This is a genomic window from Capnocytophaga canimorsus, assembly GCF_002302565.1.
Lineage (GTDB): Bacteria > Bacteroidota > Bacteroidia > Flavobacteriales > Flavobacteriaceae > Capnocytophaga > Capnocytophaga canimorsus.
The window spans coordinates 40,258-52,847 of sequence record NZ_CP022382.1 but is presented as its reverse complement, the minus strand read 5'-3'; the positions used below and the strand labels follow the sequence as shown (position 1 = coordinate 52,847).

Here is a 12,590-nt window from a genome sequence, read left to right as displayed (position 1 = left end):
AATATTAGTTTTTTAAGTTTTTAATATAATCAACATAAGCACCAACGCCTGTTTTTACCATCTCATTTACTCCGTTTACGGTAAGGGTTGCACCGGCAATGGCATCTACTTTTCCGTCTTCTTTGCGTTTGTTTTCAGGGTCTCCGTTTGATTTTGAACCCTCTACACTTTGGAAGTTACCCGAAGCGTCCAACAAATGCTCTCCGATGAAATCGTCCATAAAGAAACGTTCTTTGATGTTTGACCCCAAACCAGCAGTTTCGCCTTTGTGGTCAAAGAAAACTCCCTGAACGATAAGATCTTTATCCACAGCTACATATCCCCAAATAGCGTCCCAAAGACCTTTTCCAAAAACAGGAATGATGTAGAATGTTTTACTATCTTTCTCTCCAACGAAAAGAGGTAATCCCTTTTCAGCTGTCCATTTTGGGTCTTCAATCAAATCGGCTTCAACAGCTTGATTTCCTTTGATGAAATATTGCCCTTTGATGTATTTTTTGAACTCGGCAGTAACCTCGTTTGTCGGAACAAAAGTTACATCTCCTTCACCCAAATTCGTATTCTGATTGCGGTTTACGCCCATTGCGTAAAGTACGTTTTGTTGCTTTTCGAACTTTCTGTTCTCGCTGATTCTATCGCTCAACGCCGAAGAAACTCCCGCAAGCAACGCTCCTACGATAATTACCATTATGATGGCAAAAATCACTGTATATGAATTACTTTCAGTTCTATTTGACATATCTATGCAGTTTTAGCTTTTAGACGTTTTTTTCTTCTTGCCACATTTGCCTGAACCACGTAATGGTCGATCGTTGGAGCAAACACGTTCATCAACAAAATTGCCAACATAACTCCCTCAGGATAAGCAGGATTGAAGCAACGAATCATTATCGAGATGAAACCTGCCAAAAATCCGTAGATGTATTTTCCTGTATTGGTTTGTGATGCTGTAACAGGGTCAGTTGCCATAAACACCGTACCGAAAGCAAAACCTCCAACAAGTAAATGTTGCCAAGCCGGTAAGCTCCACAAAGTGAAGAATTTAGTTCCTTCCATTGCAGGTGCAAAAGCATTGAAAATGTATCCCATTGCCAAACCTCCAAGAACCATACTCAACATTATTCTCCAACTTCCTATTTTAGTGAAGATTAAGAACAATCCTGCCAAAATAATCAATAAAGTTGATGTCTCACCGATAGAGCCCGGCGTAAATCCGAAGAACATATCCGATACAGAGAATTTATCTGCAATATTGTGTTGTTGAGCCAAATGCCCAAGAATAGTTTCTCCTGAAATAGCGTCTAAATTCGCTCCTTTGGCGATTTCACCTGCTCTTTCAGTAGCTCCGTGTACCCAAATTTTGTCCCCACTCATCGAAGTTGGATAAGCGAAGAATAAGAACGCACGAATAGTCAAAGCCGGATTCAAGATATTCATTCCCGTTCCTCCGAAAACTTCTTTTCCGATAATTACCCCAAAGGCAACCGCAACGGCAAGCATCCAAAGTGGTAAATCTACCGGAACAATAAGCGGAACAAGCATTCCTGTTACCAAATATCCTTCCTCTACTTCGTGTCCGCGAAGTGTTGCGAATATAAATTCAATTCCCAAACCAACGGCATAGGAAACCACCACAAGCGGAAGCACTTTCATTGCCCCCAATGAGAAATTTTTCCAAGTCCAAAAATCGGAACTGAAAAATGACAATCCTGCTGCGTGAGCAAACTCTCCCGTAGCAGCATAATGCTGATAACCTGCGTTAAAAATACCGAAAATTAAACACGGAATTAGTGCCATAATCACGGTATTCATCGTACGTTTTAGGTCGTCAGCCGCCTTAATGTGTGTACCTCCGTGGGTCGTTTCATTAGGCATATAAAGGAATGTGTGCAAAGCGTTGAAAGTCGTTTCAAGCTTCGTTCCTTTATATTTTTCTTTTAACGTATGTAATTTACTTTTTAAGCTCATTTTCTTATAATAAGAATAATTATTTACTTTTACTTTAAAATATTTCCAATGGAAAAAACAGTTTTAACTTTAACAAAATGAAAGATTAAACGTAAGATTTTACTCTCGCTAAATCGGTAATCAACAACGGATTATCTTCTCTCATTTTATTTACAAGTTCCTCTACTCGAGATGTTTTAGGGTCTTGCCAAAGCCAGTCCAACTCTTCTTGCGTAAGTCCTACCATTTGCAAAAATGAAACTTCACCGTGCGGAGTGTCAATAACACCAAGCTGCGGGTCGGGAACAAATGCAATTCCTACAAGTTTCGTATCGGAATCCAAGCGAATAGGACCGTTAGCAGGAATGAAGTGGTACGCCTCGAACCATTTTTTACTGTTGAACACGTACTTAGCCAAATTCTGCATCAGATTCATCGCCCAATAAGGTTCATTTTTTGCTTTATCAGCATCTTTATCCCCAACAAAGGGAATGATGCGAAACGTGAACTCAAATCCCCAACCACTAAACTCATTTCCAACACTTTCAGGCGAGTAATAAAGTTCGCTCATCCCGTAAGAAACAATGTGTCGGTGAAATTGTTGCTCAGCGTTATCGTAAATACTGATACCATCCAAAGGATCTTCCCCTCCCAACATATACTTAATGATAGTTCCATAATGGCGAGGTTCCGTGTTTCCGTATACTTTTTCCAAAGTCCGGTCAATTGCATCCCAACCAGGTGAAGCGTCATCTTCTGGATACTTTTGCTTGTACTGTTCTTCTGTTAATTTCATATGAAAATATCTGTTAAACTATATCAGAAGAATTAACCAAGTTCTTGAATCATTAAATCCAAGCCTTCACGGATAATCTTCTGATGGGGTTGTTTTGAAACACAAACAAATTCAGTAAGTGCAAAATCCTCAGGAGCAACTTCATACGCACCCAAATTTTCCAACTCATCTAAATCTTTGTACAAACACGCTTTCAAAAGTTGCATCGGATAGATATCCAACGGAAATACCTCTTCGTACATTCCCGTCATTACAAATGCACGATGTTCGCCATTGGTATTGGTGTTCAAATTATACTTTTTCTTAGGATTTAGCCAAGAAAAAGTCATTGCACGAGTTGTTGAAATTTTATTGAAGACAGGTTTGTTCCAACCAAAGAACTCATAATCATCACCTTCTGGAATTGCCGTAACTTGGTCATCGTAGTATCCTAGAAATCCGTCTTCTGATACCTTTTTACCTGTCAATACGTCACCACTGATAACGCGTGATTTTTCTTTTTTAAGATTTCCAGAAACTACACTATCAACCTGAGCACCAGCGATTACCGAAACGTATTGCGGTTTTTCAACACAAGCTCCTGTAAGTGCCAATGTTCGGGTTAGGTTCAATTTTCCGGTAAGGAAAAGTTCGCCCATCACGACCAAATCTTGCGGAGTCACTACCCAAACCACTTCCCCTTTGTTAATTGGGTCAATTTTAGCAATTTGCGTACTGACATTTCCAGCTGGATGTGGCCCTGATACGTTGTGAAGCACAATGTCTTTGAAGTTACGGAAAGGAGACAAAGAACTGTCTTTAAACACCGAAACATGTACTTTTCCAGTGGTCAGTTTCGCCAATGCAGAAAGAGCTACTTGCAACTGAACCTCTTTTCCTTTCAAGGCGTAGTCATAGTCAGGAGCAAGCGGATTAGTTTTACAAGCTGAAACAAAGATAGCCTTTGGTTTGTCATCAGGATTGGCAATGACGTCGTAAGGACGCTGTTTGATAAAAGTCCAAGCCCCTGTTGAAAGCAAGAAATCCTTGATTTGTTCTGCTGACATTTTTGCTGGGTCTTTGCTTCCAAAGTCTTTAAACACTTGCTCTGTATCGGGTAAGATTTTGATTTCTAAAATCTTACGACGTTCTCCACGAACAATCTCAGCGATTTTTCCACTTACTGGAGAAGGGAAAAGCACCCGCTCGTCTTTTTTGTCGTGAAAAACGGCTTCTCCGGCTTTAACCTCTGTGCCTTCCTTTGCGATAAGCTTTGGCACAACAGAATGAAAATCAGAGGGTTTAAGACCGTACATCTTAGCCAGAGGAAGTTGCCGAGTAATCTTCTCAGCTTCCCCTTCCAAATGTATGTCCAACCCCTTTCGAATGCGGATGTCGTTTGACATATCTGTTAAATTATTGTTAGTTAGTTTTATTAAAATTCGGTACAAATATAATATTTTCTGTTTATCTTACCTTGATAAAAGTCAATTTTAATTCGATATTAAAAAAATCAATATTTGAAAAAGACGTAACCTGACCATTTTGTTTCTAATGAACAATAAAAAATATCCGTAAAAAAGTCCTTTTTACGGATATTACGTTCTGTATTTTTTATACTAATGTTAACTTTGCTTCTCTATGGCTTCTTTAAGTTGTTTTAAAGCGCAAGCCACTACACTTCTCGGACACGCCAAGTTAATGCGCATAAATCCTTCACCTTCTTCGCCATAAATAGCACCGTCATTAAGTGCTAACTTAGCCCCGTCCACACAAAGATGGACAATCTGCTCCTGACTTAATTTTAACGGACGAAAATCCAAAAACACCAAATATGAAGCCTGCGGTACAATTACGTGAATTTGAGGAATGTGTTCACGTATATAATCCACCAAAAAGTTAATGTTTTGTTGAACATAATCCAGCATTTGATTTAGCCACGATTCCCCTTGTTTATAAGCAGATACAACGGTTTGAAAAGCAAAAATATTTCCGTCGCAAAGCATATTCCCTTCCACATATTGTTGGAATTTCTTACGAATTTCAGGATTTTCAATCACAGCATAAGAACTGGAAAAACCTGCCATATTAAACGCTTTGCTTGGAGAAGCAAAGGTAATACTGTTATTTTTAGCCTTTTCACTCACCGTAGCAAAAGGAATGTGTTTAAAGGGAGGTAAAGTTAAATCGGCGTGAATTTCATCGGAAACCACAATAACGTTATTTTCGTGGCAAATTTCAGCTACTTTTTGCATCTCTTCTTTCGTCCAAACACGTCCACCAGGGTTATGTGGGTGGCAGAATAAAAACAATTTACAACCTTTTATATCGCGCTGTAAACGTTCAAAATTGATGTGGTACTGTCCGTCTTTAAAGTCTAAAGGACTGTTTACCAAAGTACGATGATTATTATTAACCACCATCGCAAAAGGAAAATACACTGGGGGTTGAATCAGTACCTTATCACCAGGTTGAGTAAGTGCTTGAACTGCCATTGCCAAAGCGGGTACCACACCTGGAGTAAAAGAAATCATCTCGGGAGCAATTTGCCAATTATGACGGCGCGATTGCCAATCAATAATAGCATCATACCAACATTTTGGCTTACAAGTGTATCCAAAAACTTCATTTTCAATCCTCTTCTTTAATGTATCTACAATAAAAGGAGGGGTTCTGAAATCCATATCAGCTACCCATAAAGGTAGCAAATCAGTCCTTCCCCAACGCTCTTGCAATGTATCTATTTTGGTAGCGTCTGTACCTTTTCTGTCGATTACTTCATCAAAATTATATTTCATAACAATATGTTTGGGTTAAATTAAGTGTTTTAATCTATTGTTTTATAAAAGATTTACGCTCAATACTTTTATTGTACTTTTTGAGTGCCAATCGATATTCTGCCAGAATAACTTTCACATCATCAACCATTTTGTTAGACAAATCGGCTACCGATACGGAATTGTATCCGTAAAGCCGACCAAAATCTTCATCATCTGTTCTACCGCGTAATCTTCCCTCCTTATCTACAATAAAAACATAAGGAGAATACCCTTGCTGTGACACGTCAAAAGGAGAGTTTAAACTATTGAAAATCAATAAAATTTCATCAGAAGAAAGTGAAACAAACTGCCATTTGCTAAAGTTATTATACCTGCTAAGCTCATTTTTTAAGTGCTCTACACGATGTTCATTCCCTTCACGGAAAACATATACAAATTGGAAATCAGTAAATTCAGCAAAACGTTTGCCTATTTTTTCATTTACATTGAATAGCCCAACTTTGTCCAAGTCAGAAACCTCTCCTAAAAAACCTAATACTGTAATTTTCTGGTTTAACACCACCGAATCACCTTGTAATGACTTTGCATCTTTCGGAAAATAAACCAATTGTGTAAGCACAGGTAATCTGGCGAAGTTATAAACTCCGGAAGCAAAAAACAGATATACCACTATGGGAATAACAAAAAGAATTATCAATACTGCCTTTTTTTTCATTTTTGGAGTGCTTATTTCAACATAAAAGCAAAAGTAGTATTTTCTTTTAAAAATCAAAATTTTTAATAAAACTGTTTAGTTACGGTATTTTTAATATCTCTTAAATTCGTACCTTTGTGTCCGATTTAATAGAAATGTATGAAACAAACCATTTTTACAGAAACCTACAAAGTACGAAGTACACAACTCAATGTAAACAATCAATTAGGGCTTTACGGAGTGTTGGGCATATTGCAAGATATCGCCGCCGAACACGCTGAAAATTTAGGCTTTGGCTACGAACAATTAGTCAAGGAAGGCTTCTTTTGGGTGCTTACTCAGCAAAAACTAAAAATGAAACGTTGGTCCAAATGGAATGAAAGAATTACAGTAAAAACGTGGTCGCTACCCGTAATGGGGGTTTATGCTTTCCGTGAGTTTGAAATCCTTTCGGAAAAAGGAGAAGTCATTGGGAGTTGTTCCAGTACTTGGATTACTTTGGATATCGCATCACGCAAACCCATTGACCTATCGGATAAGCAAGAGCTTTTCTATGCGCGTACCGATGGAGCGTTGGACTTCAAAACCGAACGTATTGACCTACCCTCAGATTTAGAACTGATTAAAAAATTCAACGTACGCATTTCGGACTTAGACGTCAATCTCCACGTGAACAACATAAAATATTCGCAATGGGTACTTGATATGCTTTCTTTGAAAAATCATAAGAATTATGTCATCAAAGAATATGACATCAATTTCTTGTCGGAAACCTTTTACAATGATGAAATTCAGGGATATTCGAGTACCCCCATATTGGAATCGGACGAAAAAATCACTGTTTTTTTCTGCGGTAAAAAATCCGAACAAACCAAACCTGCCTTTATCGCTAAATTGGTTGCCGAACCCATAAAAAAGAACCTTTAAAACAATCAAACACATTATAAAATGATAAAACTTTTCACAAAACAATCAAAAACATTTTTGTTTTTATGTTTTCTAATCGGTGCATCAGGATATGCCCAGCAAAAAAAAGTGCACAATACCATTAAAGTCGAAGAAAACGACTCAAAAGAGGTCATTATCGAAAAAGCCTCAAGAGTAGTACCCACCCAAAACCAATGGGAAGCCCTAAGCAATGAATACATCGCCTTCGTACATATAGGGCCAAACACCTTTACCCGTATGGAATGGGGCAGCGGAAAGGAAGACCCTAAAATATTCGATTTAAAAACCTTAGATACCGACCAATGGTGTAAAGCAATGCACGATTCAGGAATGAAAATGGTTATTCTAACGGTAAAACATCACGATGGATTCGTGCTTTGGCAAAGCCGATATACCAATCACGGAGTTATGTCTACAGATTTTCGAGGTGGAAAAGGCGATATTTTGAAAGACCTTTCGCAATCTTGTCAAAAATACGGTCTGAAATTAGGCGTATACTTATCTCCTGCTGACCTCTATCAAATAGAACACCCTGAAGGATTATATGGTAATTTAAGCAAATACACTAAAAGAACCATTCCGCGAGAGGTGCCAGGCAGACCTTTTGCAAACAAAACCACTTTTGAATTTGAGGTTGACGATTATAACGAGTATTTCCTCAACCAACTTTTTGAAATACTCACCGAATACGGTCCTGTACACGAAGTATGGTTCGATGGGGCGCATCCTAAAACCAAGGGCGGTCAACAGTACAACTACACCGCTTGGAAGCAACTTATCCGCACGTTGGCTCCCAAAGCGGTTATCTTCGGAAGAGAAGATATCCGTTGGGGAGGAAACGAATCCGGAGCCACCCGAGAAACCGAATGGAATGTAATTCCTATGCCGATGAATCCTGCAACGGCTCAACGCTTCCCCGATATGACCGGAAAAGATTTGGGTTCACGCGAAAAGCTCTATAATGCCAAATACCTACACTATCAACAAGCCGAAATCAATACCTCCATTCGTGAAGGTTGGTTCTACCGAGATGATACCTTCCAAAAAGTACGTAGTGCTGATGATGTTTTTGATATTTACGAACGAACCGTTGGCGGAAATACCACCTTCTTATTGAATATTCCACCCAATCGGGAAGGAAAATTTCCACAAACCGATGTTGATGTACTTAAAGAAGTGGGACAACGCATACGAGAAACTTATGATAACAATTTGCTTTACAGAGCCAAAGGATGTAAAAAAGTATTGGATAATAACCCCGACACTTACCTGACTTTGAATAAAAAAAATCAGGAGATTATTATTTCTTCCAAAAAGCCAATAACCTTCAACCGAATTGTTTTACAAGAAGCCATTCGCACTCACGGAGAACGTGTAGAAAAACACAGCGTAGAGGCTTGGATTAACAATCAGTGGCAAGAAATTGCCTCGGCAACCAACATCGGTTATAAACGTATTTTACGTTTTCCGGAAGTAACCACCTCTAAAATTCGTTTTCGAGTGTTGGAATCGCGTAATACTCCTGCAATCAGTCACATTTCGGCGCATTATTACAAAACTCGTCCGCCTCAGCTTTCTTTTTTCAGAAACTTGGACGGAATGGTAACCATTGCACCAATGCAAACCCAATTCAATTGGAAACCCCACGGACAAAATGCCTCGGAAAACTTAAATACAGGTTATGAAATTTTCTATACCTTAGATGGTTCAGAACCTAATGAAAACAGTGCCAAATACACCGAGCCTTTTTTCGTAGAAAATAAACAACTCAAAGCCGTTTCTTTCAATAAAGGAATGAAAGGTGCAGTACGCTCAGAAGATTTAGGAATTCTAAAAAAACAATGGAAAGTACTCAATTTCAGTTCTGAACAAAATGATAGAAAAACCACTATGGCTTTTGATGCCCAACCCAATACCTATTGGCAATCACAAAAAAGCTCTGAAAAACCATTCATAGCCATTGATTTAGGCAAAATACAGACCTTGAAGGCTTTGGTCTATACACCACAAACTTTTCATAGTAAAGGTATGTTAGCCAAGGGGTTAATTCAAGTGAGTAACGATGGTAAAACTTGGCAAACCGTAGCCAATTTTGAATTCGGAAACCTAATTAACGACCCAACCCCCAGAACTTTCTATTTTCCAGAAAGCGTTACCAGTCGTTACGTACGTATCGAAGCCACTGAAATTGCAGAAAACGGAGATATTTTAACCATTGCAGAATTGGATTTTTTATAATCTGACAACATAAAATCTTATTTAAGAGAATTTTACGGTATTTCCTAATTGGATATTTTGTAAAATTCTCTTCTTTTTGCAATTTTTATTTTTTAGACTAGACTAAATTATTATTTTTGTATATCTAAAAAAATAAAAAGTAATCATAAATAATCATTTAAGAATAAGTAAATTATATAAATTATGAGTGATGTTTGTATAAGCCATATCGAGAATTATTGGAGGTTACTAACTGCAGAAGCTAACCATTGTTTCAATCAAGGAGATTATAAACAAGCTTTGGACAAATATGAAAATGCCTTATATCGTGCCGAAGTATTATGCAACAATTTTAGTGATTGCCTTCGATTACAGATCCCCTTTACACAAGTTTACGTTACTTCCTGTAATAATTTAATTCATTTGTACGAAAAATTGCGTCAGCATCAAGAAGTAGAAAGTATGCTAAAGAAAATGATTGGCTTTCTTCTATTTATTTGTAAAAACAGTCAATCTGAACAAGCCCTTGCTGAAATGGAATTACAAAAATCTGTACTTAACTATGTCAATTTTATTAAAACCCAGAGATTATAAATTAAAAACGCTACTTTCAAGCCTCTGCAAAGCCTGAAAGTAACGTTTTTCAAATACCTTGGTCAGTTCTATTTTAAACTCCCTACCATATCTTCGGGGCGTACCCAAGCATCAAAATCTTCGGCAGTTACATATCCTAAACGAACGGCTTCTTCTTTCAAAGTAGTACCGTTTTTATGTGCCGTTTGAGCAATTTCTGCTGCTTTGTAATAACCGATTTTGGTATTAAGTGCCGTTACCAACATCAAGCTATTATCAAGTAATTCTTTAATTCTTGGATAATTAGGCTCAATACCTACCGCACAATGGTCATTAAAACTTACACAAGCCTCACCAATAAGCCTTGCCGATTGTAAGAAATTGGCAGCCATCACAGGTTTAAACACGTTAAGTTCGTAATGCCCTTGCGTACCTCCTATGGTTATGGCTACATCATTACCCATTACTTGTGCAGCAACCATAGTAAGTGCCTCACATTGTGTAGGATTTACCTTACCTGGCATAATAGAAGAACCAGGTTCATTTTCAGGAATTAAAATCTCTCCGATACCACTTCGAGGTCCTGAAGCCATCATACGAATGTCGTTAGCAATTTTATTTAAGGAAACTGCCAATTGTTTTAACGCACCGTGAGTTTCTACAATGGCATCGTGTGAGGCTAACGCTTCAAATTTATTTTCAGCAGTCTTAAAAGGTAATCCTGTAAATTCAGCTATGTATTTGGCAACTACTACATCGTAGTTTTTAGGAGTATTTAGTCCAGTTCCTACAGCGGTTCCTCCTAAAGCCAACTCTGAAAGATGTGCTAAGGTGTTTTTTAATGCTTTTAAGCCGTGATTAAGCTGAGCCACGTAACCTGAGAACTCTTGCCCCAAAGTAAGCGGTGTCGCATCCATTAGGTGAGTACGCCCTATCTTAACTACGTCTTTGAATGCTTTTGCTTTCTGATCAAGAGTATCACGAAGTCGCTCCACCCCTGGAATAGTAGTTTCTACCACCATTTTGTAGGCAGCTATATGCATTCCTGTTGGAAAAGTATCATTTGACGATTGTGATTTATTTACATCGTCATTAGGTTGTAATGTTTTTTCTCCTTCGCCGATGGTTTTACCTGCTAATTGATGAGCTCGGTTGGCAATTACCTCATTAACGTTCATATTGGATTGTGTACCAGAACCCGTCTGCCAAATCACCAATGGAAATTGATCAAAAAGTTTCCCTTCCAAAATTTCATCGCAAACACGAGCGATATAATCTCTTTTCTCAGCTGACAAAACACCCAATTCACAATTAGCATAAGCAGCTCCTTTTTTCAAATAAGCGAACCCTTCTATAATTTCTTTAGGCATTGAAGCAGGCTGTCCAATTTTAAAATTGTTACGGGAACGTTCGGTTTGTGCTCCCCAAAGTTTGTCGGCAGGAACTTTTACTTCCCCCATAGTGTCTTTCTCAATTCTGTAACTCATTATCTTTTATTTTTAAAATTGATGTTTAATATTTTGTACAACCCACAAATTTAAACATTTTAAAAAGATATACGAGTATTTTTTACTGTTTTTTTTTACTATTTATATAAATTATCCTTAAAAAGCATTCTTACAAAAGATAACTGAATCCAAGCAAATGAATTCCATAAAACAACTAAAAACAACAACGATTAGCTTTTTATTTCTTAAAACTCTAAATTTTTAACTTTTATTTCACAAAACTACTTTACTATTTTAACATAATTACTTAGATAAAAAAATCGAATATCCCTTATTATTTATTACCTTTGCTGTGAATTAGGACTAACTAAAATGTAATTTATTATGCATAGTAATTTTTACGGTGCTGAGCCGACCATTCCAAGACCTATACCTATTGATAAAGAGGTGGTTTGGGACAAATCTAAAGTCATCATTAGTGAAACGGATAGTTTCGGAACCATAACTAACGTGAATGATGTTTTTGTGGATGTTTCAGGATATTCCCCTAATGAACTTATCGGTCAACCCCACAACCTAATTAGGCATCCTGATATGCCCAAGTTAGCTTTTAAAATGCTTTGGGATAACCTCAAATCAGGAAATAATTTCGCAGGTGTGGTTAAAAATTTAGCCAAATCGGGGGAATATTATTGGGTGATTACCGATTTTGAAATCATACGTGACCCTATGGGCAATATTACCCATTACATTGCACGTAGAAAATCCGTACCTACTCCAGTAATTGACAACTATGTAACTCCGCTGTATGAAACACTTTTAAAATTGGAGAAAATCGGCGGAATGGATTTAAGCGCTCGTTACTTTAAAAATTATCTAGACAAACAAGGAAAAGACTATATGGACTTTATTATGAGTGTTATGGACGAACATAACGCAAAAGCCCCAGTAACCATAGATATTCCTAACGATAATAATTCGGCAAAAGAAGTTTCCGATGATATTTTCCACATAAAAGGCGAAATGAGTGAAAAACGTAAAAACTTCTTTGAGCGTTTATTTTCATAAATTAAATCTGCCTAAAAATATAATATTAAAACTGTCTGAAAGATTTTTCAGGCAGTTTTTTTATGAGGCTTCAAAAACTTTCTTCTGAATCTACTAAAAAAACCTACCTATCAAATATATTTATTTTGATAAGTAGGTTT

Annotated in this window: 11 protein-coding genes; 4 read left to right on the top strand and 7 right to left on the bottom strand. The window is 37.4% G+C overall.

The features are described from left to right. Window positions 1-4: 4 nt before the first annotated feature. The 6 genes from CGC47_RS00225 to CGC47_RS00200 form a co-directional block, all read right to left on the bottom strand. Window positions 5-739, bottom strand: a complete 735-nt coding sequence (locus CGC47_RS00225; protein ID WP_026193966.1) for a Na(+)-translocating NADH-quinone reductase subunit C — start codon at window positions 737-739, stop codon at window positions 5-7. Window positions 740-741: 2 nt separating this feature from the next. Next, window positions 742-1,968, bottom strand: a complete 1,227-nt coding sequence (locus tag CGC47_RS00220) for an NADH:ubiquinone reductase (Na(+)-transporting) subunit B (RefSeq protein WP_041985191.1) — start codon at window positions 1,966-1,968, stop codon at window positions 742-744. Window positions 1,969-2,053: 85 nt separating this feature from the next. After that, window positions 2,054-2,743 carry a suppressor of fused domain protein gene (locus tag CGC47_RS00215; protein WP_041992509.1) on the bottom strand — a complete coding sequence of 230 codons (690 nt, stop codon included), beginning with the start codon at window positions 2,741-2,743 and terminating at the stop codon, window positions 2,054-2,056. 32 nt (window positions 2,744-2,775) lie between these two features. Then, the gene (locus CGC47_RS00210; RefSeq protein ID WP_041999850.1) at window positions 2,776-4,128 is read right to left on the bottom strand and encodes a Na(+)-translocating NADH-quinone reductase subunit A; all 1,353 of its coding nucleotides are present in this window, start codon (window positions 4,126-4,128) and stop codon (window positions 2,776-2,778) included. 219 nt (window positions 4,129-4,347) lie between these two features. Next, complete coding sequence (locus CGC47_RS00205; protein WP_013996994.1) at window positions 4,348-5,520, bottom strand: MalY/PatB family protein; 1,173 nt, start codon at window positions 5,518-5,520, stop codon at window positions 4,348-4,350. A 34-nt stretch (window positions 5,521-5,554) separates the two neighbouring features. Continuing rightward, a complete protein-coding gene (locus CGC47_RS00200) occupies window positions 5,555-6,217 on the bottom strand; it encodes a hypothetical protein (RefSeq protein ID WP_041999847.1) in 663 nt (220 codons plus the stop codon). A 138-nt stretch (window positions 6,218-6,355) separates the two neighbouring features. Here CGC47_RS00200 and CGC47_RS00195 point away from each other — a divergent pair, with 138 nt between their 5' ends. The 3 genes from CGC47_RS00195 to CGC47_RS00185 all read left to right on the top strand — a co-directional run bounded on the left by CGC47_RS00195 (window position 6,356) and on the right by CGC47_RS00185 (window position 9,955). Next, window positions 6,356-7,123 carry an acyl-[acyl-carrier-protein] thioesterase gene (locus tag CGC47_RS00195; RefSeq protein ID WP_041999845.1) on the top strand — a complete coding sequence of 256 codons (768 nt, stop codon included), beginning with the start codon at window positions 6,356-6,358 and terminating at the stop codon, window positions 7,121-7,123. A 21-nt stretch (window positions 7,124-7,144) separates the two neighbouring features. Next, window positions 7,145-9,382, top strand: coding sequence for an alpha-L-fucosidase (locus CGC47_RS00190; protein ID WP_041999842.1), 2,238 nt, complete (start codon window positions 7,145-7,147; stop codon window positions 9,380-9,382). A gap of 183 nt (window positions 9,383-9,565) precedes the next feature. Further along, window positions 9,566-9,955, top strand: coding sequence for a hypothetical protein (locus CGC47_RS00185; protein ID WP_041985201.1), 390 nt, complete (start codon window positions 9,566-9,568; stop codon window positions 9,953-9,955). Between the two features lie 68 nt (window positions 9,956-10,023). Here CGC47_RS00185 and fumC read toward each other — a convergent pair whose 3' ends face one another. After that, window positions 10,024-11,421, bottom strand: coding sequence for a class II fumarate hydratase (gene fumC, locus CGC47_RS00180; RefSeq protein ID WP_095899837.1), 1,398 nt, complete (start codon window positions 11,419-11,421; stop codon window positions 10,024-10,026). A gap of 345 nt (window positions 11,422-11,766) precedes the next feature. Between fumC and CGC47_RS00175 the strand changes: the two genes are divergently transcribed. Beyond that, window positions 11,767-12,450, top strand: coding sequence for a PAS domain-containing protein (locus tag CGC47_RS00175; RefSeq protein WP_041999839.1), 684 nt, complete (start codon window positions 11,767-11,769; stop codon window positions 12,448-12,450). Window positions 12,451-12,590 lie beyond the last annotated feature (140 nt).

Excerpts from the sequence above, each read along its gene's own strand:
- fumC (WP_095899837.1), bottom strand. The coding sequence starts at position 11,421 with ATGAGTTACAGAATTGAGAAAGACACTATGGGGGAAGTAAAAGTTCCT.
- CGC47_RS00190 (WP_041999842.1), top strand. The coding sequence starts at position 7,145 with ATGATAAAACTTTTCACAAAACAATCAAAAACATTTTTGTTTTTATGT.
- CGC47_RS00195 (WP_041999845.1), top strand. The coding sequence starts at position 6,356 with ATGAAACAAACCATTTTTACAGAAACCTACAAAGTACGAAGTACACAA.
- CGC47_RS00215 (WP_041992509.1), bottom strand. The coding sequence starts at position 2,743 with ATGAAATTAACAGAAGAACAGTACAAGCAAAAGTATCCAGAAGATGAC.
- CGC47_RS00220 (WP_041985191.1), bottom strand. The coding sequence starts at position 1,968 with ATGAGCTTAAAAAGTAAATTACATACGTTAAAAGAAAAATATAAAGGA.
- CGC47_RS00200 (WP_041999847.1), bottom strand. The coding sequence starts at position 6,217 with ATGAAAAAAAAGGCAGTATTGATAATTCTTTTTGTTATTCCCATAGTG.
- CGC47_RS00225 (WP_026193966.1), bottom strand. The coding sequence starts at position 739 with ATGTCAAATAGAACTGAAAGTAATTCATATACAGTGATTTTTGCCATC.
- CGC47_RS00205 (WP_013996994.1), bottom strand. The coding sequence starts at position 5,520 with ATGAAATATAATTTTGATGAAGTAATCGACAGAAAAGGTACAGACGCT.
- CGC47_RS00210 (WP_041999850.1), bottom strand. The coding sequence starts at position 4,128 with ATGTCAAACGACATCCGCATTCGAAAGGGGTTGGACATACATTTGGAA.
- CGC47_RS00185 (WP_041985201.1), top strand. The coding sequence starts at position 9,566 with ATGAGTGATGTTTGTATAAGCCATATCGAGAATTATTGGAGGTTACTA.
- CGC47_RS00175 (WP_041999839.1), top strand. The coding sequence starts at position 11,767 with ATGCATAGTAATTTTTACGGTGCTGAGCCGACCATTCCAAGACCTATA.